The organism is Streptomyces sp. NPDC057623 (assembly GCF_042800355.1).
Lineage (GTDB): Bacteria > Actinomycetota > Actinomycetes > Streptomycetales > Streptomycetaceae > Streptomyces.
The window spans coordinates 97,108-122,419 of record NZ_JBHVGZ010000017.1; the positions used below are offsets into that span (position 1 = coordinate 97,108).

Below are 25,312 nucleotides of genomic sequence, written 5' to 3' on the forward strand. Positions count from 1 at the left end.
TCGGCGCCGGTCCGGATCTTTCGGGCTGTCCGGCGTTCGAGGGCGAGGCCACCGCCGTCCCGAACCCCCACCCACCCGCTGGGGGCTTGGCCTCATGAGGCCGGTCCCGGTCTTTCAGCCCGTCCGGCGTTTGAGGACGAGGCCCCTTCAGGGCCGAAGCGGGGGGCTGGGGGCGGCAGCCCCCAGCGGGGCCGGCAGCCACGCCGGTGCCGGGAATCCGCGGCGCCCGGTGGCTCCGTTCAGCCGACGGAGTCCCTCCCACTGGCCGCTCCCCCCGTCCGCCCGGACACTGGACAGGTGCGCACAGTCAAAGCGACGGCCGCTGCCGTCACCGTGGCTCTGGCCGCCGGCGCCGCGAGCGTCGCCGCCGGGCGGTTCGCCAGTGGCGCCGCGCTGACGGCGCCCGCCGGCCGGCCCCTGCCCACCGAACCCCGGCTCACCGTGCACGCCACGGCCGCCGGCCAGATCGCCCTCACCCGCGACCTCGCCACCCTGCGGCCGGGCACCTACGGTCTCTCCGGCGACGGCTCGCACGCGGTCGTCGGCCCCGTGCTCGCCACGGCGAAGCACTCCGCCGACACCGTCGTACGCCGTCTGGAACGTGTCACACACGGCACGCTGGAGCCCGGCGACAGCGTCTGGCTCACCCCGAACGTGTACGTCGGCAACCCCAGCGCCGCCCTCGGCCTCGACCACGCCGACGTCGACATCCCGGGCGAACTCGGCTCCCTGCCCGCGTGGTTCGTCCCCGGCGCGCGGGACACCTGGGTCATCGCGGTACACGGCCTCGGCGCCACCCGCGAACAGGCCATGAACGTCATGGAGTTCCTCAGCGGCCGCCACTTCCCGGTGCTCGCCCTCGCCTACCGCGGCGACCTGGGCGCACCCCGCCCGCCGGACGGGCTGAACCACCTCGGTGAGACCGAGTGGCGCGACCTGGACGCCGCGATGCGCTACGCCGTCCGGTACGGCGCCCAGCAACTCGTGCTGCTCGGCTGGTCCACCGGAGCCACGATGGCGCTGCGCGCCGCCGAGCGCTCCGGTCTCCGTGACCGGGTCTCGGGCCTCGTGCTGGACTCCCCGGTCCTCGACTGGGAAGCCACCCTGCGGGCCCTCGCCAGGGCCCGCCACACACCGAGCGCGCTGCTGCCGCTCGCGGTGCGCGCGGCACAGGGCCGGACGGGCCTGAGCGCCGACCGCTTCACCGGCGACGGTGCCGCCGGCCGGCTCACCGTGCCGACCCTGATCTTCCACGGCCCCGACGACCGGGTGGCCCCCTGGGCCCTCTCACGTCGCCTCGCCGACACCCACCCCAACCTGGTAGCCCTGCGCACGGTCGAGGGCGCCCCGCACGCCGCCATGTGGAACGCCGACCCCGAGTCCTACCAGGAGTCGCTGCGCCGCTTCATGACACCGCTCATGTGACGCCGCCCAGGCACCCCTTCCGGCGCCTCGGCAACACCGGTCCCTCGGGTTCCGTTTAACCCCGTACCAGTGGCCTGTTATGCGCCCCTCGGCGCCCGCAGGAACCCGTGCGTTGGCCATCCCCGTAGCCCCTCGTGACATTCCGTTTGGGTTTTCGGACCGTCAACCGGAAGACTGCACCCGTGACGTCCCGTATCCCGCGCGACTCCAGGCTTCGACTCGTCCGCCCGCGACCCCTGGCCGCCGCCCCCAGAGCCGTGAACCAGCGGCGCCCACGCCGCCCTGCGCCGCGCCCCCCGGAGGGCACACCGGCCCGGGCGGAGCTGGCCAGAATGGCTCGCTCAGGACTGGCCGCAGCGGCCCGTGTCGCCCACTGGGCGGACGCCGCGCTGCGCCCCGGCCGGGACGGCGCCAGCCCCGACGGCAAAGGCACCCTCTCCGACGCGACCGCCGAACGCGCGGCCCGGGACCTCGGCCTGACCACGGCTCAGGTCCGCGCCGACTGGGACACCGCGCGACTCGCCGGCCTCATCGAGGTGCACGGCGACAGCGCCCGCCCCGGCTGGCGGCTGCGTGCCTGGGACCGCGACGACAGCGCCGTGCTGCGCGGCTGGGTCGCCCTCTTCGACGCCTGGTCGCTCGCCCACCCGGAACCGGAGCAGCACGCCCACGGCGCCGTGGCCGACGTCGTCTCGGCCCTGCCCCAGGTGCTCTCCTTCCTCCAGCTGTCCGCCGGGCCCGTCCCCGTCGAGCAGCTCCTGGACCTGCTGGAGCAGCGGGTCACCGAACTGCGCACCGAACGCTGCGAGATCCCCTACGTCCCACCCGTCGCCCACCACCCTTATGAAGAGGCGCTTCGCACCGCCCCTTCCGACCCCGAGCGGCTCCCCGACGCGACGCCCGCCGAGGACACGCCTCTCGCCCCGCTCCTCGACTGGGCCCTGCACGCCCTCGCCTCGGTCGGCGCCCTCACCTGCGGCGACGGACAGGCCACCCTCACCCCGCTCGGCAGCTGGGCGGTCTGGGTCAAGCTGGAGCAGATCTGCGTCGCCGCCCAGAGCCCCGCAGGGAACATCGAGCGGGCCGCCGAGGACATGCTCCGCGGCTGCGCCCAGCTCCGCCCGAACGCCGCCCGGGACGAATACCGCGCCTGGCTCGCCGCCCGCCCCGTCGGCAGCGCCGTCACCGAACTGCTCGCCGCCGCCCGGGGCGAGGACGCCCTGCTGCGCGGCCTCGCCTTCGAGGCGCTGCGCGTCGTCGGCGCCCCCGCCGAGCCCGACGTACGCGCCGTCGCCGACCAGCCGACCCTGCGGCCGTACGCCCTGCTGTGGCTCGCCGAGCACGACGGCATCGACCCCGAGGACGCGCACGAGGCGCTCACCCGGGAAGAGGCCACCTGGCTCTGGGTCGACACCGCCGCCGCCGTCGCCGACCACGGCGAGGCCCCGATGCTCGTACGGCACCTGGAGTCCGCGGTGCAGCCGACGGTGCCGATGCTCCTGGACGAGGTGCGCGCCGTGGGCCACCCCCGCACCGTGCAGGTCCTGGTCGCGCTGGCCGCCGCCCATCCCGACCCCGCCCTCGCCAAGGCCGTACGCCGTGCCGCCTTCCAGGTGCACACCGGGGGGAGCTGAGCGCGGCCGGTGCTCAGCCCTTGATCTCGGGGGCGTAGGTGCCGAAGCTCCACACATTGCCCTCGACGTCCCGGGCCATGTAGTCCCGCGAGCCGTAGTCCTGGTCCGTCGGGGGCATCAGGATCTGCGCGCCGTGCTCCACGGCCCGCCGGTGGTGTGCGTCCACGTCGTCCACGACGACGTACACCCCGGTCGTACCCGCGTCCCGCATCACCTTGTCGAAGGCGCTGCCGGTGCCCTTCGAACCGAGCATCACCGCGCCGTTGCCCTGCGCCAGCTCGGCGTGGGCCACCGAGCCGTCCTCGCCCTCGTACACCGCCAGCGCCGTGAACCCGAAGGCCTCCGTGAGCTGCTTGATCGCCGCCTTCGCGTCCGTGTACAGCAGCGTCGGGTAGATGCTCGGACGCCCACCGCTCGTGTCTGCCATGCCGATCACTCCTTTGTGACCCATGTGATCAATTGCCGCCAATGGCCGGGAATCCCACCCAGCGCCCAGTCTCGCAGCGACCACTGACAACGGCCGGTCGTGCCGGGCTCCTGGCAGCGGGCCCGGACGAACGTGCCGTACATCACGGCGGGCGCTCCCCGCTGCCGGGACCGCCCAGCTCATCGCCGGGGTCGCCCCGGATCGAACACCCGAACCCAGAAAAAGTGCTTGCACGGCCCCGTTAGACTGGCCTCATGGCCATTCTCCTCGCGCATTAGACGGCGGGAACGTCCTCAGCCGCCCATCCCGCCACCTACCCCCGCCCTGGAGTCTGTCCGTGATCTCCGCCTCCGGTATCGAGCTGCGCGCCGGTGCGCGCGTTCTCATCGAGTCCGCGACCTTCCGCGTCGCCAAGGGTGACCGCATCGGCCTCGTCGGCCGCAACGGCGCCGGCAAGACGACCCTCACCAAGTGCCTCGCCGGCGAGGGCATCCCCGCCGGCGGCAACATCACCCGCTCCGGCGAGGTCGGCTACCTCCCGCAGGACCCCCGTACCGGCGACCTCGACGTGCTCGCCCGTGACCGCGTCCTCTCCGCGCGCGGCCTGGACGTGCTGATCCGCAAGATGCGCGACAACGAGCAGCGCATCGCCAACGGCCAGGGCGCGACCCGCGAGAAGGCGCTGAGGCAGTACGAGCGCCAGGAGACGGAGTTCCTCACCAAGGGCGGGTACGCCGCCGAGGCCGAGGCCGCCACCATCGCCGCCGCCCTGAACCTGCCCGACCGCGTGCTCGGCCAGCCCCTGCACACGCTCTCCGGTGGTCAGCGCCGCCGTATCGAGCTCGCCCGCATCCTGTTCTCGGACGCGGACACCCTCCTGCTCGACGAGCCCACGAACCACCTCGACGCCGACTCCATCGTCTGGCTGCGCGACTACCTGAAGAGCTATCGCGGCGGCTTCATCGTGATCTCCCACGACGTCGACCTGGTCGAGACGGTCGTCAACAAGGTGTTCTACCTGGACGCCAACCGCGCCCAGATCGATGTCTACAACATGGGCTGGAAGCTCTACCAGCAGCAGCGCGAGGCCGACGAGAAGCGCCGCAAGCGCGAGCGGCAGAACGCCGAGAAGAAGGCCGCGGCGCTGCACTCGCAGGCCGACAAGATGCGCGCCAAGGCGACCAAGACCGTCGCCGCGCAGAACATGGCCAAGCGCGCCGACCGGCTGCTCGCCGGGCTCGAAGCGGCACGGGTCTCCGACAAGGTCGCCAAGCTCCGCTTCCCGGAGCCCGCGCCCTGCGGAAAGACCCCGCTGACCGCGGAGGGCCTGTCGAAGTCGTACGGCTCCCTGGAGATCTTCACCGACGTCGACCTGGCCGTCGACAAGGGCTCCCGGGTCGTCATCCTCGGCCTCAACGGCGCCGGCAAGACCACCCTGCTCCGGCTCCTCGGCGGTGCCGAGCAGCCGGACACCGGCGCCGTCATCCCCGGCCACGGCCTCAAGATCGGCTACTACGCCCAGGAGCACGAGACCCTCGACCCGGAGCGCTCGGTCCTGGAGAACATGCGCTCGTCCGCCCCTGACCTGGACCTCGTCGAGGTCCGCAAGGTGCTCGGCTCGTTCCTGTTCTCCGGCGACGACGTCGACAAGCCCGCCGGTGTCCTCTCCGGCGGCGAGAAGACCCGTCTCGCCCTCGCCACCCTCGTGGTCTCGTCGGCGAACGTCCTGCTCCTCGACGAGCCGACCAACAACCTCGACCCGGCCAGCCGCGAGGAGATCCTCGGCGCGCTGCGCACCTACAAGGGCGCGGTCGTGCTCGTCACCCACGACGAGGGCGCCGTGGAGGCGCTCCAGCCGGAGCGGATCATTCTGCTGCCGGACGGCGTGGAGGATCTGTGGGGCGCCGACTACGCGGATCTCGTCGCCCTGGCTTGATCGAATGCGTGATCAACAGCGTATGGATCATTCGGCCCATCGGTGATCCATCATCTGTGTGAGATCTCCTCGTACCGAAGTGTGTACTACATCGATTTCGCGGCCGAGTCCTTTATCGACAAGGGCTCGGCCGCTGTACGACTCTGACCTGGGACTTCGTAAAAGAACCCGTTCGGCCGTACGGACAACTCTCTGCGGAATCACAGATTCCCCTTGTGGGGATGTGCTCCTGTCGTCAAAACCGTGTCTCACGGACCTTGCCGAATGGGTGGCCATGAAGGCCCGGAGGGGTGATCATGAGGAGACCAGAGCGCACTTCCCATGAGGAGGCACGGGTGGCCGAGACTCTGAAGAAGGGCAGCCGGGTAACCGGCGCCGCGCGCGACAAGCTCGCGGCAGACCTGAAGAAGAAGTACGACTCCGGTGCGAGCATTCGAGCGCTGGCCGAGGAAACCGGTCGCTCGTATGGCTTCGTACACCGGATGCTCAGCGAGTCGGGCGTCACGCTTCGTGGGCGTGGCGGCGCGACACGAGGCAAGAAGGCCGCAGGCTGATCGCGGGCGGCCCATCGGCTTCGATGGTGGCCACCCGGTCGGTCGACTGATCGGCCGGGTGGTTACTGTGCAGTCACTTAGGGGGTGCCTTCCGGGCATCCCATGATGACCGCACTCATCGGAGGCGCCCCATGGCTTCGCCCGACCAGGAACACGCACCCCTGCTCGACAAGAACGGCGTACGGCTCACCGTTGACGGCGCGATCGCCACGGTGACGCTGACCAACCCGACCAAGCGCAATGTGCAGAGCCCCGCCATGTGGCGGACGCTCGCCGAGGCCGGGCGCGCCGTGCCGGGCAGTGTGCGGGTGGTCGTGCTGCGCGGTGAGGGCAAGTCCTTCTCCGCCGGGCTCGACCGGCAGATGTTCACGCCCGACGGGATCGAGGGCGAGCCCTCGTTCATCGAACTCGCGCGCAGCAGCGACGGCGAACTCGACGCTGCCATCGCCGAGTTCCAGGAGGGCTTCACCTGGTGGCGGCGTAACGACGTCGTGTCCATCGCCGCCGTACAGGGGCATGCCATCGGGGCGGGCTTCCAGCTCGCGCTCGCCTGTGACGTGCGCGTCGTCGCGGACGACGTGCAGTTCGCCATGCGTGAGACCAGCCTCGGGCTGGTGCCGGACCTGACGGGCACGCACCCGCTGGTCGGGCTGGTCGGATACGGCCGTGCGCTGGAGATCTGCGTCACGGGGCGCTTCGTGCTGGCCGAGGAGGCCGTCAGCAGCGGACTGGCCAACCTCGCGGTGCCCGCCGACCAGCTCGACGACGCCGTGCGGGATCTGGCCGGGGCGATCGTGGCCGCGCCGCGGGATGCGGTGATCGAGACCAAGGCACTGCTGCGTGGTGCCGTGGACCGCACCTACGACGAGCAGCGCGGTGCCGAGCGTGCCGCGCAGGCGCGACGGCTGCGGGATCTGGCCGGCCTCGGCGAGTGAGGCATGCACTGATCAACTGACGGCGGTGACCAGTACCGCCACCGTCGGGTGATCCACCAGCGCGTTCCGCACCCTCTTACGGACCTCCCGGGCCACTTCCACGGCCCGGTGGTCCGCGCTCACCGCGAGCTCCACGCGCACGTGCCGGTGCGGCAGGGCGGCCCCGTCCTGCCGTTTCTCGATGTGCACCGCGCGGCTCGCCCCGCCCAGGGTGCCCGTCAGCCGGGTCACCCCCGGGACCGCCAGAGCCACGGCCGCGATGCGCTCCTCGTCGGGGTTCCCGGGCTCGGCGGCCGGCGCCGGCTCCGGCTGCCGGACCGGAGCGGGCCGCGCTTCGGGTTCGGGTTCGGCGTCCTCGCCGAGCAGGGCCGTCACCCGCAGGTCCACGTCGGCCACCGTCAGACCGAGGAGGTCCGTGGCCGCGGTGGCCAGCAGTGCGCGCAGCCTGTCCGCCGTCACGGGCAGCGCTTCGGCGGCCGTCGCCGCGAAGTCCGCCGTCACCCGCAGAGGCCCCGGTGGCACGGCGCTCGGCGGAGGCGGTACGGCCGCCTCGTACGTGTCCTCCGGGTCGGCGAGGCCGATCCGGAGCGCGTCCAGCCGTACCCCGCGCATGTCCTCGGCCGCGCGCCGCAGCACTGCCTCGGCCGCTCTCTCGGCGATCCACGCCCCGTCGCCGGCAGTGCCCAGGGGCAGCAGCCTGCCGAGTCCCAGTTGGTGCCGGACCGCCTGTGTCCACCTGTCCGCCGTCGTCATTCCTCCAGCCTGCCCCATCCCTGGCGCGGGATCGCGTAATCGTGCTTACGGTGGTCGAAGGACGACAACCGAAAAGGACGAACGGCCATGACTGACACGACGGAGCAGAACCGCGGGACGGAGGCCGAGGCCCCCACTCCCCGCAGGACCCAGGTGACCAAGCGCGGTGCGGGAGACCCCGGCGCCAGGGGCCGGACGACCATCGCGGACGGCGTCGTGGAGAAGATCGCCGGAATGGCCACACGCGATGTGGACGGCGTACACGCCATGGGCAGCGGGCTGTCGCGCACCTTCGGGGCCGTGCGCGACCGGGTGCCGGGCGGGACGACGAAGTCGGTGACACGGGGAGTGAAGGCCGAGGTCGGCGAGGTACAGGCCGCGCTCGACCTGGAGATCGTCGTCGAGTACGGCGTGTCGATCGCCGACGTGACGCGGGACGTGCGCGAGAACGTGATCACCGCCGTCGAACGGATGACCGGCCTCGAAGTCGTCGAGGTCAACATCGCGGTGAGTGATGTGAAGCTGCCCGAGGAAGAGGAAGAAGAGCCGGAGCGCCGGATCCAGTGATGTGCCGGTGACCCGAGGACGCAGTGGCGGGGAGTCGCCGAGGAGCTGAGGAGCGCACCATGAGCATGGCCGTGGTCGGCATGATCGCCGGCATGGCACTGGGCTTCGCCGGGTATTTCGGCGGATTCGGGGCCTTCCTTCTGGTGGCGGCCCTGGGCGCCGTCGGGTTCGTAGCCGGACGGTTCCTGGAGGGCGACTGGGAGCTGGGTGACTTCTTCCGGCAGCGTGACGAACGGCGGCGGTGACGTCGGTGAGCGGTGGGGCCATGGAACTCCACGGAGCGCCGTTCACCGTCCCGCCCGGTGAGCGCGGGGCGACCCGGATCGCCGACCGGGTCGTCGCGAAGATCGCCTCACAGGCGGCGCGCGAGGCGGTCGGAAAGCTGCCCGCGGACGCCGCCCGGCCGTACGCCGACGTCGTCGTCCGCTCCCAGGTCGCGGAAGGAGCCCTCGGCGACGCCGCACGGGTCCTCGTCCATCTCGAACTCGACTACCCCTGCGACATCGGCTCCCGGTGCGCGGCCGTGCGTCGGCATGTCGTGGAACGGGTAGGCGCGTTGGTGGGCATGCAGGTGCCGGAGGTCGCCGTGCACGTGGAGCGGCTGCACCCGGCGCGCGGGCAGGGCGCGGCAGGGAGGACGCGATGAGCGAGTCCCAGGGTTCCGAAGGCACCACACAGAGACTGCCGGTCATCGAGAAGGAGACCGGGCCCGACCCCCTCGACCAGTCGGCGTCGGCGGCCGCCTACGAGCCCCCGCCCCCGGTCGACGACAAGGGCGGTGGCGAGCGCCGCGTCTGGTCCGCGCGCCGGGTCCCGGCCGCGATCACGGCGCTCGTGCTCCTGCTCGCGGCGGGATTCTTCCTGTACGACATCGCCGCCGTACGCGCCGACCGGCCGGCCATGAGCTGGCGCCGGGAACTGGCCCACCAGCTGGCCGAGCGCCCCCTCGACGACATCTGGGTGCTGCTCGGCGCGGGCGCCGCCGCCGTCCTCGGCCTCTGGCTGCTCGTCCTCGCCGTCACGCCCGGCCTGCGCTCCGTCCTGCCGATGCGGCGTACCCACCCCGACGTACGCGCCGGGCTGCACCGCGACCTGGCCGCCCTGGTCCTGCGCGACCGGGCCATGGAGGTCTCCGGCGTCCAGTCGGTCCGGGTACGGATGCGCCGGGCCAAGGCCGATGTCCGAGCCGTGTCGCACTTCCGTGAACTGGACGACGTACGCGCCGACCTGGACGCCACGCTCGCCGACGCGATCAGGGGCCTGGGGCTGTCCCGCCCGCCCTCGCTGTCGGTGCATGTGCGGCGGCTGGGGCGGAAGGGGTGAGGGCCGTGCTCAGAGTGGTCAACCGGGTGCTGATCGGGCTCGTCGGGCTGGTGCTGCTCGTGATCGGTGGTTCCGTGCTGGCCGTGGGGCTCGGGCTGGACCCCCCGTCCTGGTGGATCCACGACAGCCGGCACGACGTCCTGCTCAGCGACGTCGAGCGGACGCGCTGGCGGGACGACGGCTGGTGGTGGCCGACCGTGATCGCCGTGCTGGCCGTCCTGGTCCTGCTCGCGCTGTGGTGGCTGAGCTCGGTCCTGCGCCGGCACCGCCTCACCGAGGTCCTGGTCGATACCGGCGACGGCGAGGGCGCGCTGCTGCGGGGCCGGGCCCTGGAGGGCGTCCTGGAGGGCGAGGCGGCGGAACAGGAGGGCGTCCAGCGCGCCCGTGTCCACCTGACGGGCCGGCGCAGTACCCCCCGGGCCCGTGTACGTCTCCAGCTGGAACCGCACGTGGACCCCGGGACGGCACTGAACGACCTCACCACGGTGGCCTTGGCTCACGCCCGCAATTCAGCGGGCTTGGCTCAATTGCCGGCGGAAGCCCGCTTGCGGGGCGTCAAACACCGTGCTGAAAGGGTCAGTTAGAACCCGTGCCGGCTGCCGCCGTCCACCGGCAGCATGATCCCGGTCAGATAGGAGGCCGCCGGGGACAGGAAGAACGCGGCCGCACGCCCGAATTCCTCCGGAGCCCCGTATCGCCGCAGCGGAATGCGCGCTTCGTGCGCGGCCCGGGTGGCCTCCGGGTCCGCGGACATCCCGTCCAGCTCCTTCACCCGGTCGGTGTCGATACGAGCCGGAAGCAGCCCGACGACCCGAATTCCGCGCGGTCCCAATTCGTCCGCGAGGGACTTGGCGAACCCGGCGAGTCCCGGCCGCAGCCCATTGGAAATGGTCAGACCCCCGATCGGCTCGTGCACCGAGGCCGACAGCACGAATCCGATGACCCCGCCCTCGTCGAGTTCCGCCGCTGCCGCCCGGGCAAGCCGCACGGCCCCCAGGAACACCGACTCGAAAGCCGCCTGCCACTGGTCGTCCGTGTTGTCCGCGAGGAAACCGGCCGGCGGCCCGCCCACGCTCACGAGAATGCCGTCGAACCCGCCGAAGGCCTCCCGCGCGGCGGCGATGAGCCGCGTCGGCGCGTCCGCGTCGGCGTTGTCGACGGCCACCCCGACGGCGTTCGGCCCCAGTTCGGCCGCGGCGTCGGCGGTGCGCTTCTCGTCCCTGCCGGTCAGGACGACCTTCGCCCCGTCGGCCACCAGCTCACGCGCCGCCGCGTTGCCCAGCCCGCGGGTGGCTCCCGTGACGACGTACACCCGGTCCTTCAGTCCAAGATCCATGGTCCCTATCCTGCCCCGTCGCCACCGAACAGGGCGAGGGCGGTGTTCACCAGGCCGATGTGACTGAAGGCCTGCGGGAAGTTGCCGAGCTGGCGGTCGGCCATCGGGTCGTACTCCTCGGACAGCAGGCCCACGTCGTTCGTGAGCCCCACCAGGCGGTCGAACAGCTCACGTGCCTCCTGCGGACGCCCCGTCATGTGCAGCGCCTCCGCGAGCCAGAACGAGCAGGCCAGGAAGGTGCCCTCGCCGCCCGGCAGTCCGTCGACGGCCGTCTCGTCGGTGCTGTAGCGGCGCAGCAGGCCGTTGTGACCGAGCTCGGCGCGGACCGCGTCGATGGTGCCGATGACGCGGGGGTCGTCCGGCGGCAGGAAGCCGACGCGCGGGATGAGCAGCAGGGCGGCGTCGAGTTCACGGGAGCCGTAGGACTGGGTGAAGGTGTTCCGCTCGGCGTCGAACCCCTTCGCGCACACCTCGCGGTGCACCTCGTCGCGCATCGCCCGCCAGCCGTCCAGGTCGCCCTGGAGCTTCGGGTTCTTCTCCAGGGTGCGCACGGCACGGTCCGCGGCCACCCACACCATCACCTTCGAGTGCACGAAGTGACGGCGCCCGCCGCGCACCTCCCACAGCCCTTCGTCGGGCTGTCGCCACGCCTCGCGCAGCCAGTCCATGAGGGCGGTCTGGAGCGCCCAGATGTGCGGCTTGGTCGGCAGTCCCGCGTCCCGGGCCAGCGCCAGCGAGTCCATGACCTCGCCGTAGACGTCCAACTGCAGCTGGTTCACGGCCAGGTTGCCGATGCGTACGGGCCTGGAGCCGGCGAAGCCGGACAGCCACGGCACCTCGAACTCGGGCAGCCGCCGCTCGCCCGCCAGGCCGTACATGATCTGCAGGTCGGCCGGGTCACCGGCGACCGCGCGCAGCAGCCAGTCGCGCCACGCCTCGGCCTCCTCCCGGTAGCCCGCCGACAGGCCCACGTTCAGGGTGAGGGTGGAGTCGCGCAGCCAGCAGTAGCGGTAGTCCCAGTTGCGGACGCCCCCCACCTCCTCGGGGAGCGAGGTGGTCGGGGCGGCGACGATGCCACCGGTCGGCCGGTAGGTGAGGGCCTTGAGGGTGATCAGGGAGCGGATCACGGCATCGCGGTGCGGGCCGTCGTAGCTGCAGTGCCGTACCCAGTGCCGCCAGTCCCGGACGCTGCCGTGCAACGCCTTGTACGCGTCGACGAGCGGCGGGCGCGGCTCGTGCGAGGGGTGCCAGGTGAGGACGAACGCGACCTTCTCGCCCTTCTCGACCGTGAACTCCGAGTGCGTACCGAAGTTCTCGCCCCAGGTGGGCACCTCGGGTTCGCTGCGCAGCCAGACCGAGTCGGGGCCCGCCACGGCCACCCGCTGTCCGTCGGACTCGCGCACCCAGGGTACGACCGAGCCGTAGTCGAAGCGGATCCGCAGGGTGCTGCGCACGGTGACCCGGCCGCTGAGGCCCTCGACGATGCGCACGAGGTCGGGGGCGCGGTCGCGTTGGGGCATCAGATCGGTGACCCGGATCGCGCCCTCGTCGGTCTCCCACTCGGTGTCCAGGACCAGGGTGTCGGGGCGGTAGGCGCGGCGGGTGCAGGGGCCCTTCACATGTTTCGGGGCGATGCGCCAGTGGCCGTTGTCTCTGTCGCCGAGCAGCTTGGCGAAGCAGGCCGCCGAGTCGAAGCGGGGCAGACACAGCCAGTCGACGGAACCGTCCCTGCCGACCAGGGCGGCCGTCTGCTCGTCGCCGATGAGGGCGTAGTCCTCGATGCGCGGGTGCACGCAATTGCGGGTTCCCCAGGGGCCGGTGGGCCAATCAGGGGTGGGGCCGTGGGAGTGATCAGCCTGCCGGGGATCCGGTCGGGGGCAGGTCGCCGGGGGACCCGGTCAGCGAGGCGCCCGCGTGGGTCCCCGTGCCGGAGAAGATCACGCCGGGATCCGCCGGGGTCCGGTTCAGGACCCAGAGGCCGATCAGGGTGGCCAGGGCGAACACGACCGCGATCAGGACGGCGAGGACGAGCCGGCGCCGGCGTTCCCGGCGCAGCCACTCGCCGCGCGCCGTGCGATAGGCGTCGGGCGCCGCCCGCACCCCGTCGGCGAGCGCGGAGAGCGCCTCGCGCAGCTCCCGCTCCGTGCGGTCCGCACCGGTGTCACTTGACGAAGTCGCGTCTCGATACGTCATCGCCGGGCCTCCATCGCCTGGGTCAGGGCGGCGAGACCGCGCGCCGTATGGGTCTTGACGGATCCGCAGGAGATTCCCATCGCCGCGGCGATCTCGCTCTCCTTCAGTCCGAGCCAGTGCCGCAGCACCAGCGCCTCACGCTGCCGGGCCGGCAGCTGCTGGAGCGCGTCGATCAGCACACGCTGGTCGTCGTGCAGGAGCGCGGTGCTCTCGGCGGAGGCGACGAGTTCGTCCGCCGACTTCTCGACGTGCTTGCGCGCCACCTGGAGATGCCGTATCCGCATCCGTGTCAGATTGCACACCGTGGAGCGCAGATACGCCTCCGCCGCCTCGATGTCCCTGAGGCGCCGCCACTTCCGGTAGATCTGGTAGTAGGCCTCGGCGACCACGTTCTCCGGGTCGTCGGCCCCTAGCAGGACGGCGAGGCGCAGCATCGAGGAGTAGTGCAGCTCGAACAGGCGGGCCAGGCCGGCCTCGCGCTCCAGGTCCGCTGGGTCGCTCGCCGCGGGGGCGAGGGGCACGGCCGGTACCGCGGCGGCGCCGGGTGGCGCGGCCGCGGGCAGGTGCAGTGCTTCTCGATGCTGTCTCACGGGTTGCTCGCTCCCGTCTCGGGGCGCCGTCCGATGCTCAGGCGTGACGGCAGGTCGGTGAGGTCGGCGCCGCGTGGGACGCCGAGGTGGTGCAGCACCGCGGTCCCGGCCACGGCCACGATCAGGTTGAGGAACAGGGCGGCGAGCCCGGCGTAGATCTCCGGCCCGCCGCCGAGGGACACGACCGACGAGAACCCCTCCCGTACGACCATGAAGGTCCCCGCGACCATGCCCACGCCCCACCCGGCGAGCAGCGCCCGCGGATGCAGCCGCCCGGTGAACAGCCCCACCGCGACGGCCGGGAAGATCTGCAGGATCCAGACACCGCCGAGGAGCTGGAGGTTGATGGCGTCCTGGTCGCGCAGCCCGAACACGAACGCCACCGCGCCCACCTTCGCGGTGAGCGACACCGCCTTGGCGATGCGCACCTGCCGCTTGGGCGTGGCCGTCGGATGGACGTACTCGACATACACATTGCGTACGAAGCTCGTGGCGGCCGCGATCGACATCACCGCGGCCGGGACCATCGCCCCCACGGTGATCGCCCCGAAGACCAGTCCGGCCAGCGGGGCCGGCATCAGCCGGTCGACCAACATCGGTACGGCGGCCTCGGCGCCGCCCGCCGGGGCGCGGACGCCCGTCGCGAGGGCCGCGATGCCGAGGAAGCCGAAGAGGGCGAGCAGCCCGGTCCAGGCGGGCAGCGCCACGGACACCTTGCGCAGGGTGCGCGGGCCGTCGGCGGCGAAACCGGCGGTGAGCACATGCGGGTACATCAGCAGCGCGAGCGCGGAACCGAAGGCGAGGGTGGCGTAGGCGGGCTGCTGCTCGGGGGAGAGGAGCAGGGCCGGGCCGCCCAGGCGCTCGGCCGCACCGTCGAAGACGGCACCCGGGCCGCCGAGCCGGTCCAGGACCAGCCAGGTCACCGCGGTCAGTGAGACGAAGACGGCCACGGCCTTGAGCGCGGAGATGACGGTGGGGGCGCGCAGCCCGTGCCGGTAGGTGGCGACCGCCAGCCCGGCGAACAGCGCCACCATCACCAGATCACCGGCCGCGCCCCGCGGATACACGCCTCCGGCCGCCAGCACCGCCCGGATGCCGAGCAGCTGGAGCGCGAGATACGGCATGGTCGCGAGGATCCCGGTCAGCGCGACGACCAGGGCCAGCGGCGGCGAGCCGTAGCGGCCGCGCACGAAGTCGGCCGCCGTGACGTAGCCGTGCCGACGGGCCACGGTCCACAGACGGCTCAGCAGCACGAAGGCGATGGGGCAGACGATCACCGTGTACGGCACCGCGAAGAAGGCGGGCGCGCCGTTGCCGTACGCCAGGCCCGGTATCGCGGCGAAGGTGTACGCGGTGAAGATCGTGCCGCCGAGCAGCAGCCAGGTCCACACGGGGCCGAGGCTGCGGTCGGCCAGCGCCCAGCCCTCCAGGGACGGCAGCCTGTCGCTCGGGCGCAGGCGTCGCGCGGTCACGGCGAGCAGCGACGCTCCGCCGATCACGGCGAGAAACGTCGCGGTCATGGCGCCATCGGCCATGGGTCACCGTCCTTGGTGTGCCTGTGCCCTCAGGCCCTGCCGTCCGCTTCCCGTCGGCAGGACCTACGCGAGAGTTGCGCGGGCCCCCCGAACGGAGGACAGGGAACCGGCGGGAAATTTCCTGGAAATTCGCTGTCAACCGGTTCGAGGGAGTGGGCAACTCTTGCACAGACCGACAGCGAGGGGGAGAGGAGCGCAGGTCATGGCACGGACCGGTCATCACCGGCTACGGCGCGTCGCGATCGCCGTACTGCTTCTCGCGCCCGCCTCGGGTCTGCTGTGGGTCCCCTGGTACGCCGGTGCCGAACCGCGGCTGGCAGGGACGCCGTTCTTCTACTGGTACCAGCTCGCCTGGGTGCCGGGGTGCGGCCTCTGCCTGCTCGCGGCGTACGCGCTGTCGGACCGACATCGAGATCGCTGAGCCGCACTTCCCTCACTGCCGCACTTCCTGCTGCCGCACCTCATCTCGTTCTGTCCGCACACCTGCTTTGCCCACCTGTTCAGGTCAGGAGCCGTCATGCCCACATCAGCCATGCCCGAATCCGGCCGCGAGGCGCCGGAAAAATCACGAATGTCGCCTAAGTCGGTCGCGATCTGGAGCGCCGTCGCCCTCGTCGGCGCCCTCGGCTGGGCCGTGCTCGCCCTGTCCCGGGGTGAGGAGATCTCGGCCGTCTGGCTCGTTGTGGCGGCCCTCGGCTCGTACGCGATCGCCTACCGCTTCTACTCGCGCTTCATCGCCCGCAAGGTCCTCCAGGTCGACGACACCCGCGCCACCCCGGCCGAACGCCTGGAGGATGGCGTCGACTACCACCCCACCGACAAGCGGGTGCTGTTCGGCCACCACTTCGCGGCGATCGCCGGCGCCGGCCCGCTGGTCGGCCCGGTCCTGGCCGCCCAGATGGGCTATCTGCCGGGCACCGTCTGGATCATCGCGGGCGTGATCTTCGCCGGCGCGGTGCAGGACATGATCGTCCTGTTCCTCTCCATGCGCCGGGACGGCAAGAGCCTCGGCCAGATGGCCCGGGACGAGATCGGCAAGGTCGGCGGGGCCGCCGCGCTGATCGGCGTCTTCGCCATCATGATCATCCTGCTGGCCGTCCTCGCCATGGTCGTCGTCAACGCGCTGGCGGAGTCCGCGTGGGGCACCTTCTCGGTCTCCATGACCATCCCCATCGCCCTCTTCATGGGCTTCTACCTGCGCTACCTGCGGCCCGGCCGGGTCGTGGAGACCAGCTTCATCGGCGTGGCACTGCTGCTGCTCGCCATCCTCGGCGGCGGCTGGATCCAGGACTCCTCACTGGCCGAGTACTTCGTCTGGAGCCCTGAGACCCTGGTCTTCTGTCTGGTCGGCTACGGCTTCTTCGCCTCGGTGCTGCCGGTGTGGATGCTGCTGGCGCCCCGTGACTACCTGTCGACCTTCATGAAGGTCGGCACCATCGCCCTGATGGCCGTCGGCGTGGTGGTCGCCGCCCCGAACCTCAAGGCCGAGCCGGTGACCGAGTTCGCGTCGACCGGCGCCGGACCGGTGTTCGCCGGTTCCCTCTTCCCGTTCCTGTTCATCACCATCGCCTGCGGCGCGCTGTCCGGCTTCCACGCCCTGGTCTCCTCCGGCACCACGCCCAAGCTGATCCAGAAGGAGTCCCAGGTCCGCGTGATCGGCTACGGCTCCATGCTCACGGAGTCCTTCGTCGCCGTCATGGCGCTGATCGCCGCCTGTGTGCTCGAACCGGGCCTCTTCTACGCCATGAACTCCCCGGCCGCGCTGCTCGGCCCGACCGTGGACACCGCCGCCGAGGCCGTGAAGAACCTCGGCTTCACCATCACCCCGGACCAGCTCACCGCGGCCGCCAAGGCGGTCGAGGAGGAGACGCTGGTCGGCCGCTCCGGTGGGGCGCCCACGCTGGCGGTCGGCATGTCGGAGATCTTCGCCGGGGTGCTCGGCGGCGCCGGGATGAAGGCCTTCTGGTACCACTTCGCGATCATGTTCGAGGCGCTGTTCATCCTCACCACGGTCGACGCCGGCACCCGGGTCGGCCGCTTCATGCTCCAGGACATGCTCGGCAACGTCTGGAAGCCGATCGGCCGGGTCACCTGGAAGCCCGGCATCTGGCTCACCAGCGCCCTGGTCGTCGGCGCCTGGGGCTACTTCCTCTACGCCGGTGTCACCGACCCCCTCGGCGGGATCAAGCAGCTGTTCCCGCTGTTCGGCATCGCCAACCAGCTGCTGGCCGCGGTGGCCCTGGCCGTCACCACCACCGTGCTGATCAAGTCCGGCAAGCTGCGCTGGGCCTGGGTCACCGGCATCCCGCTGGCCTGGGACGTCGCCGTCACCTACACCGCCGGCTGGCAGAAGATCTTCTCGGACAACCCGGCGATCGGCTTCTTCGCCCTGCGGGACAAGTACGCGCAGGCCATCGAGAACGGTCAGCTCCTGCCGGGGGCCACGGACCTGGACGACATGCACACCATCGTGCTCAACAACACGGTCGACGGTGTGCTCATGGCCGTCTTCCTGCTGCTGGTCCTCACCGTCCTGGTCAACTGCGCGGTGGTGTGCGTCCGCGCCGTCCGGGCCCCGCAGCCGCTGCCGACCACTGAGGCGCCGTACGTCGAGTCCCGTATCGACGCGTCGGAAGGGCCCGCCGAACCGCTGGTGGGGGCGCGCTCATGAGGACCGTCAGGAAGGTGCTGGGGGTGCTGCGCTGGTACGCGCGTGAGCTGACCGGAGCGGCGGAGTACGACCGCTACTGCGACCGGCACCGGCGCCACCACCCGCACGCCCCGGTGCCGACCCGACGGGAGTACGACGCACTGCGCACGCGGACCCGGGAGCAGCGGCCGCAGAGCCGCTGCTGCTGACTGCCGCTCCACGTCAACGGGCGGCTGCGGGTGGTTCGTGGACCAGCCACACCGACCACCCGCAGCCGCCCACAAAGCACACCCCCTACGGCGAGACACCCACCCACATGCTGAGACGCCGAACATCCCCCCTGATACGCCCCGAACTGGACGACGACCCCCTGCACAGAACCCTGCTCGAACTCCGCCCCACCCAACAGCTCCACGGCCTCGGAGCCGGCCGCACAAGCCCCGCATGGGCCTCCGTGGCCGAACTGCTCCGCACCACCGGACGTGACTGGGACCGCCGGGTCCACCGGGTCTCCGTCCTCGCCCGGCACCTGCCGGCCGCCGTCTCCGAGAGATGGGCCGCCGACCGGCCCGACGACGGCGACGCCCTGGTCCTGCGTGCCTACGTCCAGTCGGCCCGCGCCCCGGCCGAGGGGCCTGCCGCGTTCCGCCGGACCGAGCAGGCGTGTCTGCGCGCCGCCGCGGCCTGCCCGGAGGACCCGACGCCCTGGCTGGCGCTCCTGTCCCTGATGCATTCCGGTGCGGTGCCGGTGCGGGACGCCGTGCCGGTGTGGACCCAGGCCGTGACCCGAGCGCCCTGGCACCGGACCGCCTACGACCTGATGCTGCGGTACCTGTCCCCGCGCGGACACGGCGCGGTCCCCGACATGATGGACTTCGCCTGGCAGGCCGCGTTCCAGGCACCGCACGGATCCCCGATCGCCCTGCTCCCGGTGGCGGCCCGCGCGGAACTCGCCGCCCACCGCCAGGGCCGGACGGGTCTCGCCGAGCTCGGCGCGAGCGGCCACTGGACCGAACCCGCGGCGGTACGGGAGATCGACACGGCCCTCTCCCGCTGGTTCCACAGCGCCGCCACACCGCACGCCGAAGCCGTCATCGACCTCAACGTCCTCGCCTTCGCGCTGACCCGCGCCCACCGCCCGGCCGAGGCGGGCCAGGTGTTCCAGCGCATCGGCCGCCACATGACCCACCACCCGTGGGACCTGCTGCCCGAGCCGGAACGCACCTTCCTGTACTGGCGGGACCAGCTGACCGGCCGCAGCCGCAAGTGAGCGGCGCGACCACGGCGCGGGCCGCGCCCGGGAACTACACCGGGGCCGGCGTGGTCTCCGACTCGTCCGGCACGGCGGCCTGAGCCCGGTCCCGTGCCTCGCGGCGGGCCAGGACGAACCAGCCGAGCGGGACACCCGCCGCGAACAGCCACCACTGAAGGGCGTAGGCGTAGTTCAGCGGGGCGTTCTCCTCGCCGGGCTTCCCGATCAGCTCCGGCGTGTCGCCCTTCGGTTCCGGCGTCGTCAGCACGACGTACCCGCCGAGCACCGGCGCGTCCAGGCGGGACGCCTCCTGCTCGCTGTTGATCAGCATGACCTGCCGGTCGGGCAGACCCTTGAGGTTCTTGATGCCGCTCGCCTCGGTCGTCTCGTCGGGCATCAGCCGCCCGGTGACGGTGACCTGTCCGCTCGGCGGCGCCGGGATCCTGGGGAAGGCCGTCTGGGTGGGCCCGTCCGCGGGGATCCAGCCGCGATTGACCAGCAGCACCCTGCCGTCCGCCAGGACGAACGGGGTGAGGACGTGGAAGCCGACCTCTTCGTCGGAGTTGACGCGCCGCCTGACGACGATCTCGTCCTCGGTGTCGAAGCGGCCCACCGCGCTCACGGTGCGGTACCGCTCCTTGGCGGTGACGGTGTGCCCCGCGGAGGTCAGCTGCTCCACCGGCACCGCCTTGGCACCCAGCGCCTCGGCGACCAGCTGGTTCCGGGCGTGGCGCTCCTCGTAGCGGTGCATCTGCCAGATGCCCAGCCTGATCATCGTGGGGATGAGGAGCAGGGCGACCAGCGTGAGGATCACCCACTGCCGGGACAACAGGAAGCGGTACACCCCACGACCGTACAACTCGGTCGTGGGGTGCTTTCAGGCGGGTACGGGTCCTGGCCGGTCACACCTTGTCGACGATGCCCACCTTTCCCTCCGCGCGGGCGCAGTGGGCGCCGCAGTACCACTGGCCCTCGACCTCGACGCCCTGCCCGATGATCTGGACGCGGCAGTGTTCACAGACGGGTGCCATGCGGTGGATGGCGCAGGAGAAACAGTCGAAGACGTGCACCGCGCCCTGCGCGTGCACCTCGAAGCTCATGCCGTAGTCGTTTCCGCACACTTCACATGTCGCCATGCGCCACAGGGTGAGCCGTCACCGCGGTCCGGGCGAGAGCGCTCCGGGCGAGTCGCGCGGCAATCACCCGTCCGTACGGTCACCGCTGCGACGCCGGCTCCACGTCCCTGAGGAGTTGCCCGAAGGCCGCCTCGTCGATCACCGGCGTCCCGAACTGGCGGGCCTTGACCACCTTCGACGTGCCCGCGTCCGGGTCGTTCGTGACGAGCAGGCTGGTCAGCCGGGACAGGCTCGTCGCCACATGCAGCCCGGCCTCGATCGCGCGGTCCTCCAGCAGGTCGCGCTCGATCGACGTGTCGCCGGAGAAGGCGACCCGCATGCCCTGCTTGAGCCTTTTGCCCTCTTCGTAGCGGCCCGGGTTGGGATAGGGGCAAGCGGGCCGCTTGCGGGACGGACGCCAACTGGTCGGCCGATAGCTGTAACCGCCACTGCCGCCGCCGAAACCGCCTCCGCCCGCCTGCTGCCCGATCCGGGGCGTGGTCGTGTCCCGCCACTCGGTCAGCGGCCGGCACTCCTGCAGCGGCAGTCGCACGCTGCCCGCCGCCGCGGCCCGCAGACTGGGCCGGAACGCCTCCGCGAGCACACGCGCGTCGTCCAGCGCGTGGTGCGCCCGCTGCTGTACGACGCCGAAGTGGGCGGCCAGCGACTCCAGCTTGTGGTTGGGCAGCGGCAGGCCCAGCTCCTTGGAGAGCGCGATGGTGCACAGCCGCTGCCGCACCGGGGCCTCGCGCTCCGCGCGCGCGTACTCCCGCGCGATCATCTGCCAGTCGAAGACGGCGTTGTGCGCGACGAGCACCCGTCCGTCCAGCCGGGACGAGAACTCCTCGGCGATGTCCGTGAAGAGGGGAGCGCCCTCCAGTGCCTCGCTCGTCAGACCGTGGATCCACACCGGGCCCGGGTCCCGCTCCGGATTGACCAGCGTGTACCAGTGGTCCTCGACCTCGCCGCGCGCGTCCAGTCGGTAGACGGCCGCGGAGATTATCCGGTCGTCCCGGGCCAGGCCCGTGGTCTCCACGTCAACGACCGCGTATCCCTCGGGATACACGGTCGGCCATGCTGTGGGGGAGGACGCTGCGGTCGCACGGTCTTCGAGCATGGTCACTGAGGATACGGGCCAGGACTGACACTCCTGGCCGTCAGGTGCCTTGCGCCGCCCGCCCGTTCGAGCGCCACGAACGTCAGCGCGGCAACCGGCACGTCAACCGGTGGGCGAGCGCCGGGCGTTGCCGCACCCCCCGTGAGTCCGATGCCTGCCCAGGAGCGTCGGTACGTCCCGGATGTCCCCCTCGGTGCGATGCTCCGCATGTGACCGAATCGACGCATGACGAGGCCCACGGCGGCGCGCTGGGCGAGCGGCTGAACTGGCTGCGGGCGGCCGTGCTCGGGGCGAACGACGGCATCGTGTCCACCGCGGGCCTCGTCGTCGGCGTGGCCGGCGCGACGGACGACCGCCCGGCCCTGATCACGGCCGGGCTGGCCGGGCTGCTCGCCGGGTCGATGTCGATGGCGGCGGGGGAGTACGTCTCGGTCTCCACGCAACGCGACGCCGAGAAGGCTGCGTTGGCCCAGGAGAAGCGGGAGCTGCGGGAGCGGCCCGAGGCGGAGCTGGAGGAGCTGACGGAGCTGCTCGAACGGCGGGGGCTCACCCGGGACGTGGCCGGGGCGGCGGCGGTCCAGCTGACGGAACGGGACGCGCTGAAGGCACACGCGCGCGTGGAGCTCGGTATCGACCCGGACGCGCTGACCAACCCGTGGCACGCGGCGTGGGCGAGCTTTCTGGCATTCACGGCCGGGGCGCTGCTGCCGCTGCTGGCGATGGTGCTGCCGCCGGCGGACTGGCGGCTCGCCGTCACCGTCGCCTCCGTCCTGGCCGCCCTCGCCGTGACCGGCTGGAGCAGCGCCCGCCTGGGCGGCGCCGCCCCCGACCGCGCGGTGCTGCGCAACATGGCGGGCGGGGCACTGGCCATGGGCGTCACCTACGCGGCCGGGTCGCTGCTGGACGTGGCGGGCGTATAGCACCCGCCCACGGCCCCACACCGGTCGCGATGTCGGCACGGGCCACGTCGGCGCCGGTCAGCGGCACATCCGAGGTCCCGCCCTCGCCCAGCTCCCCAAGGGTCGGCACCGAACAGTCCATGCCTACGGCCGTCGACGTCACCCGCTACGGCGGCGCCATCGGCTTCGTGCCGTGCCGCACGGCTGGGGGTCCCACAGGCCATTAGGGCACTGGGGAGGCACGGGTCTCGACCTCGGCGTCATGTTCGACGGCAACATCGCGCTGCGCGGCGCAGTCGCACCCGTCCGCGCGTACATCCCCGAGCTGCTGCCCGGGGTCCTGGACGGCACGATCGACCCCTCGCCCGTCTTCGACCTGACGATCGGCCTGGAGGACGTCCCCGCGGGCTACAAGGCGATGGACCAGCGCACCGCGCTCAAGGTCCTGGTCACCGGCTGAGGGAGCGGACGGCCGACGGAAGGATCCAGCGGGACGGCCCCGAAGGCGTCACCAGCGGATCGGCACCGGCAGCGCCGTCAGCAGCCCCGACACGGCGACGACCACGCCCAGGACGGCGACCTCCGCCCGCGCGGGGGAGCAGGCGGTCAGCGGGTCGACCGCCCGGCGCAGCCGGATCCGCGCCCACAGGGCGAGCGCGGCCACGGCCACCATGAGGAGCACCTTGGCCAGCAGGGCGCGCCCGTACGCCGTCTCGGTGAGCTGCTCCAGGATCGTCTCCGACGGCATCCGGCGCAGTGAACTCCACACACCGGTCGCCGTGATGGCGGCGAGCAGTACGGCCGCCACGCGCGCGTAGAGGCCCAGCAGGGCAGCGCCCGCCGCCCTGACGCCCCATCCGCGCAGGGTCCGAAGGGCGTACAACAGCCCGCCGGCCCACAGCGCCCCGCAGGTCAGGTGCACCAGCGTCAGCCCGGCACCCAGCAGCGGGCTGTGCTCGGTCGTGGGGTGCGCACGCAGTGCCTCGGCGATCACGACCGCGGCCAGCGGCCAGAGCTGGGTGGCCGGCCGGCGTGAGAGCGCGCACAGCCCGGCCACGGCGAAGGCGTTGACCTCCAGCAGCGCGAGCTTGCCCTCGCGCGAAGCGTAGAGGCCGCCGACGTCGAGGTCCGCGGGGCTGTTCGGCACGAGGTTGCCCGTGGAGACGACGGAGGCGAGACCGAGGGCGGCGACGAAACCGGCCGCGGCCGCGTACGCGGCCCAGCTGCGGGGCATGGCCGTGGGAGCGCCGGGCACGGACCGGGCCAGCCGGTTCACGAACAGCTCGCCCACCGGGACGCACAGCGCCGCGAACAGCACCGCACGCAGCAGCGCGATGCCGGCGGTGCCGGGCGCGGCGGCCTCCCCGGTGCCGTGCAGCGCGGCCGACGGCCCGAGCAGCGGGATCAGCGCCGCCAGCGCCACCAGGACGAGAACGGCGACGGCCCGGCTGACGCCGGGGTGCGATCTGGGCTCACTCCCGTCGGCCGCGCCAAGGGAGGGTCTTGTCAACGTCACCTCAAGATCTTCACAAAAGATTACAGACTCGGGCAAGTACCGGAAAACAAGTGAGGGTGCGGCATTCCGTACGGGGATACGGCCCGGCCGGCCCCGGCGCTCAGGCCCACCGCGCCGGATCGGCGCCCCAAACCCCCGGCGGCCGCGCCCAGTCGACCGGACCGCCCGCGAACGACACCGGCGGCAGGGCGTACCGCAGTCGGCCGAGCGCGCTGCTCCGCTCGGTGAGCCAGGGGCCGGGCGCGTCGTACGCGCCGGCTGTCTCGTGCGTGTCGGCCGTGTCGTATGCCAGGTGCTCCTTCGAGCCCGGCCGCATTCCGTGCACCAGCCACTCCGCCGTGCGTGCCAACGACAGCCGTACGCACCGGCCCTGCCCCCGCCCGTCCGCCAGCTGCTCGGTCAGCGCCCGTAGCACGGCCGCCGCGAGCAGATACCCCGTCCCGTGGTCCAGGGCCTGCGCGGGCAGTGCGCCGGGCCGCCCGGCCGGTCCGTCGGACGGGGATCCCTCCAGCGCGGCGATTCCGGTGGCGGCCTGCACCAGGCTGTCGAACCCGCGCCGCTCACGCCACGGCCCGTACGCCCCCCAGGCCGACAGCTCCGCCACGACCAGCCCGGGCCGCCGCTCGGTCAGCGCCCGTGCCGACAGCCCGAACCGCTCCAGGGCGCCCGGCCGGTACCCCGTGACGACGACGTCCGCCGCCGCGAGCAGTTCCTCGAAGGCGCGCCGGTCCGCCGCCAGGTCCAGCGTCGCCGAGCGCTTCCCGAAGCCCGTGTCGGTGTGCTGGTCGGCCAGTTCGGGCGACTGCGGCGCGTCCACGCGCAGGACGTCCGCGCCGAGCAGCGCGAGCGTGCGGGTGGCGACCGGTCCCGCGATGACCCGCGTCAGGTCCAGCACGCGCACTCCGGCGGCGGGCAGCAGGGGAGTGCCGTCGAGCGAGGGGAGCGCACGCGCGCGTGCCGTGTCCGACCGCTCGTGTTCGACGAGTGGCCGCCGGGCCACCGCGGCCGCCTGTTCGTGTACCGCCCACTCCTCGGGGGTGCGCAGCGCCACGGCCAGCCCGCCGGCCGCGTACACGGCCTCCTCCACGTCCCGCGAGGAACGCTCGGCGAGGGCCGTCCCCACGGCGTCGGGACCCTCCGCGGTCAGCCCCAGGGCGGTCAGGAGCCGGCTCCGGTGATGCGGATAGTTCGCATGCGTCCGCACCCAGCCGTCCGCCGTCCGCCAGAACCGCGACAGCGGTGCGAACATGACGGGCGCGCGCCCGTCGACCAGCAGATGCCGTTCGCTCACGAACGCCGTCGCGATCGCCCCGTCGTCCAGCGTCACCCGGGGCACCTCGGAGAGTTCGGCCCGCCGCGCCCCCAGCTCGGCGGCGGCCAGGGCGCACGCACCCACACAGGAGCGCGCCAACTCCCGTACGGGGAGGTGCGCATGAAGCGCACTCTCCCGTGCCACGGTCGACACCCGCGGGAGGAGGGCGGGATCCCCGCCCACCGCGGACCAGGCGAACTTGATTCCAGTCATGACTGCACTATGCAGTATTGATCCAATCAA

The 25,312-nt window shown here is 72.2% G+C and carries 27 protein-coding genes and 1 pseudogene; 16 read left to right on the plus strand and 12 right to left on the minus strand.

The features are described from left to right. Nucleotides 1-297 precede the first annotated feature (297 nt). Nucleotides 298-1,425 carry an alpha/beta hydrolase gene (locus tag ACFU95_RS19715; protein WP_383828917.1) on the plus strand — a complete coding sequence of 376 codons (1,128 nt, stop codon included), beginning with the start codon at nt 298-300 and terminating at the stop codon, nt 1,423-1,425. 182 nt (nt 1,426-1,607) lie between these two features. Then, nucleotides 1,608-3,059, plus strand: a complete 1,452-nt coding sequence (locus ACFU95_RS19720) for a hypothetical protein (RefSeq protein ID WP_383828919.1) — start codon at nt 1,608-1,610, stop codon at nt 3,057-3,059. 13 nt (nt 3,060-3,072) lie between these two features. Here ACFU95_RS19720 and ACFU95_RS19725 read toward each other — a convergent pair whose 3' ends face one another. After that, nucleotides 3,073-3,486, minus strand: coding sequence for a VOC family protein (locus ACFU95_RS19725; protein WP_383828921.1), 414 nt, complete (start codon nt 3,484-3,486; stop codon nt 3,073-3,075). Between the two features lie 337 nt (nt 3,487-3,823). Here ACFU95_RS19725 and ACFU95_RS19730 point away from each other — a divergent pair, with 337 nt between their 5' ends. From ACFU95_RS19730 to ACFU95_RS19740, 3 genes are all read left to right on the plus strand, one after another. Next, entirely contained in the window at nt 3,824-5,422 is a 1,599-nt protein-coding gene (locus ACFU95_RS19730) for an ABC-F family ATP-binding cassette domain-containing protein (RefSeq protein ID WP_383828923.1), read from the plus strand. 335 nt (nt 5,423-5,757) lie between these two features. Further along, complete coding sequence (locus tag ACFU95_RS19735; protein WP_019758351.1) at nt 5,758-5,976, plus strand: helix-turn-helix domain-containing protein; 219 nt, start codon at nt 5,758-5,760, stop codon at nt 5,974-5,976. A gap of 131 nt (nt 5,977-6,107) precedes the next feature. Next, a complete protein-coding gene (locus ACFU95_RS19740) occupies nt 6,108-6,911 on the plus strand; it encodes an enoyl-CoA hydratase/isomerase family protein (protein ID WP_383828925.1) in 804 nt (267 codons plus the stop codon). Between the two features lie 12 nt (nt 6,912-6,923). Here ACFU95_RS19740 and ACFU95_RS19745 read toward each other — a convergent pair whose 3' ends face one another. Next, on the minus strand, nt 6,924-7,664 hold the full coding sequence (locus tag ACFU95_RS19745; protein WP_383828927.1) for a nucleopolyhedrovirus P10 family protein: 741 nt from the start codon (nt 7,662-7,664) through the stop codon (nt 6,924-6,926). 87 nt (nt 7,665-7,751) lie between these two features. Here ACFU95_RS19745 and ACFU95_RS19750 point away from each other — a divergent pair, with 87 nt between their 5' ends. Genes ACFU95_RS19750 through amaP form a run of 5 tightly spaced genes read left to right on the plus strand, consistent with a single transcriptional unit; the run spans nt 7,752 to nt 10,138 of the window. Then, the gene (locus ACFU95_RS19750) at nt 7,752-8,231 is read left to right on the plus strand and encodes an Asp23/Gls24 family envelope stress response protein (RefSeq protein WP_383828929.1); all 480 of its coding nucleotides are present in this window, start codon (nt 7,752-7,754) and stop codon (nt 8,229-8,231) included. A gap of 59 nt (nt 8,232-8,290) precedes the next feature. After that, nucleotides 8,291-8,476, plus strand: a complete 186-nt coding sequence (locus ACFU95_RS19755) for a hypothetical protein (protein ID WP_030054863.1) — start codon at nt 8,291-8,293, stop codon at nt 8,474-8,476. A 20-nt stretch (nt 8,477-8,496) separates the two neighbouring features. Then, complete coding sequence (locus tag ACFU95_RS19760; protein ID WP_383828932.1) at nt 8,497-8,877, plus strand: Asp23/Gls24 family envelope stress response protein; 381 nt, start codon at nt 8,497-8,499, stop codon at nt 8,875-8,877. Continuing rightward, on the plus strand, nt 8,874-9,554 hold the full coding sequence (locus tag ACFU95_RS19765) for a DUF6286 domain-containing protein (protein ID WP_383828934.1): 681 nt from the start codon (nt 8,874-8,876) through the stop codon (nt 9,552-9,554). The genes ACFU95_RS19760 and ACFU95_RS19765 overlap by 4 nt, the downstream gene beginning before the upstream one ends. Continuing rightward, nucleotides 9,551-10,138: an alkaline shock response membrane anchor protein AmaP gene (gene amaP / locus ACFU95_RS19770; protein WP_383828936.1), complete on the plus strand. Its 588-nt coding sequence runs from the start codon at nt 9,551-9,553 to the stop codon at nt 10,136-10,138. Before ACFU95_RS19765 ends, amaP begins: the two co-directional genes overlap by 4 nt. Here amaP and ACFU95_RS19775 read toward each other — a convergent pair. From ACFU95_RS19775 to ACFU95_RS19795, 5 genes are read right to left on the minus strand one after another with little or no spacing between them, the layout of a single operon-like run. Beyond that, nucleotides 10,135-10,890: an SDR family oxidoreductase gene (locus ACFU95_RS19775; protein WP_383828938.1), complete on the minus strand. Its 756-nt coding sequence runs from the start codon at nt 10,888-10,890 to the stop codon at nt 10,135-10,137. The two genes, amaP and ACFU95_RS19775, sit on opposite strands and share 4 nt — an antisense overlap. 5 nt (nt 10,891-10,895) lie before the next feature. Next, on the minus strand, nt 10,896-12,683 hold the full coding sequence (locus ACFU95_RS19780) for a glycoside hydrolase family 15 protein (protein ID WP_383828940.1): 1,788 nt from the start codon (nt 12,681-12,683) through the stop codon (nt 10,896-10,898). Nucleotides 12,684-12,741: 58 nt separating this feature from the next. Further along, entirely contained in the window at nt 12,742-13,083 is a 342-nt protein-coding gene (locus tag ACFU95_RS19785; protein ID WP_383828942.1) for a hypothetical protein, read from the minus strand. After that, entirely contained in the window at nt 13,080-13,652 is a 573-nt protein-coding gene (locus ACFU95_RS19790; RefSeq protein ID WP_383829045.1) for a sigma-70 family RNA polymerase sigma factor, read from the minus strand. Before ACFU95_RS19790 ends, ACFU95_RS19785 begins: the two co-directional genes overlap by 4 nt. A gap of 17 nt (nt 13,653-13,669) precedes the next feature. Then, complete coding sequence (locus ACFU95_RS19795; RefSeq protein WP_383828944.1) at nt 13,670-15,208, minus strand: sodium:solute symporter; 1,539 nt, start codon at nt 15,206-15,208, stop codon at nt 13,670-13,672. A 202-nt stretch (nt 15,209-15,410) separates the two neighbouring features. Here ACFU95_RS19795 and ACFU95_RS19800 point away from each other — a divergent pair, with 202 nt between their 5' ends. The 4 genes from ACFU95_RS19800 to ACFU95_RS19815 all read left to right on the plus strand — a co-directional run bounded on the left by ACFU95_RS19800 (nt 15,411) and on the right by ACFU95_RS19815 (nt 19,128). Then, nucleotides 15,411-15,629 carry a DUF3311 domain-containing protein gene (locus tag ACFU95_RS19800; protein ID WP_383828946.1) on the plus strand — a complete coding sequence of 73 codons (219 nt, stop codon included), beginning with the start codon at nt 15,411-15,413 and terminating at the stop codon, nt 15,627-15,629. A 96-nt stretch (nt 15,630-15,725) separates the two neighbouring features. Further along, complete coding sequence (locus ACFU95_RS19805) at nt 15,726-17,879, plus strand: carbon starvation CstA family protein (protein WP_383828948.1); 2,154 nt, start codon at nt 15,726-15,728, stop codon at nt 17,877-17,879. After that, entirely contained in the window at nt 17,876-18,067 is a 192-nt protein-coding gene (locus ACFU95_RS19810; RefSeq protein ID WP_383828950.1) for a CstA-like transporter-associated (seleno)protein, read from the plus strand. Before ACFU95_RS19805 ends, ACFU95_RS19810 begins: the two co-directional genes overlap by 4 nt. A gap of 107 nt (nt 18,068-18,174) precedes the next feature. After that, nucleotides 18,175-19,128: a hypothetical protein gene (locus ACFU95_RS19815; protein ID WP_383828952.1), complete on the plus strand. Its 954-nt coding sequence runs from the start codon at nt 18,175-18,177 to the stop codon at nt 19,126-19,128. Between the two features lie 34 nt (nt 19,129-19,162). Here ACFU95_RS19815 and ACFU95_RS19820 read toward each other — a convergent pair whose 3' ends face one another. The 3 genes from ACFU95_RS19820 to ACFU95_RS19830 form a co-directional block, all read right to left on the minus strand. Next, nucleotides 19,163-19,954, minus strand: a complete 792-nt coding sequence (locus ACFU95_RS19820; protein WP_383828954.1) for an SURF1 family protein — start codon at nt 19,952-19,954, stop codon at nt 19,163-19,165. Nucleotides 19,955-20,012: 58 nt separating this feature from the next. Beyond that, a complete protein-coding gene (locus ACFU95_RS19825; protein ID WP_383828956.1) occupies nt 20,013-20,246 on the minus strand; it encodes a hypothetical protein in 234 nt (77 codons plus the stop codon). A 79-nt stretch (nt 20,247-20,325) separates the two neighbouring features. Then, complete coding sequence (locus ACFU95_RS19830; RefSeq protein ID WP_383828958.1) at nt 20,326-21,342, minus strand: DEDDh family exonuclease; 1,017 nt, start codon at nt 21,340-21,342, stop codon at nt 20,326-20,328. A 209-nt stretch (nt 21,343-21,551) separates the two neighbouring features. Between ACFU95_RS19830 and ACFU95_RS19835 the strand changes: the two genes are divergently transcribed. Beyond that, nucleotides 21,552-22,262 (plus strand): VIT family protein, encoded by a 711-nt coding sequence (locus tag ACFU95_RS19835; protein WP_383828960.1) that lies wholly within the window; start codon nt 21,552-21,554, stop codon nt 22,260-22,262. Nucleotides 22,263-22,363: 101 nt separating this feature from the next. Then, nucleotides 22,364-22,701 (plus strand): annotated as a pseudogene (locus ACFU95_RS19840) (IMP dehydrogenase); the annotation flags it as partial. A 48-nt stretch (nt 22,702-22,749) separates the two neighbouring features. On the opposite strand, the gene ACFU95_RS19845 reads toward ACFU95_RS19840, so the two are convergent. Further along, nucleotides 22,750-23,757, minus strand: a complete 1,008-nt coding sequence (locus ACFU95_RS19845; protein WP_383828962.1) for a CopD family protein — start codon at nt 23,755-23,757, stop codon at nt 22,750-22,752. A 100-nt stretch (nt 23,758-23,857) separates the two neighbouring features. Beyond that, entirely contained in the window at nt 23,858-25,282 is a 1,425-nt protein-coding gene (locus tag ACFU95_RS19850) for a CoA transferase (protein WP_383828964.1), read from the minus strand. Nucleotides 25,283-25,312: the final 30 nt, after the last annotated feature.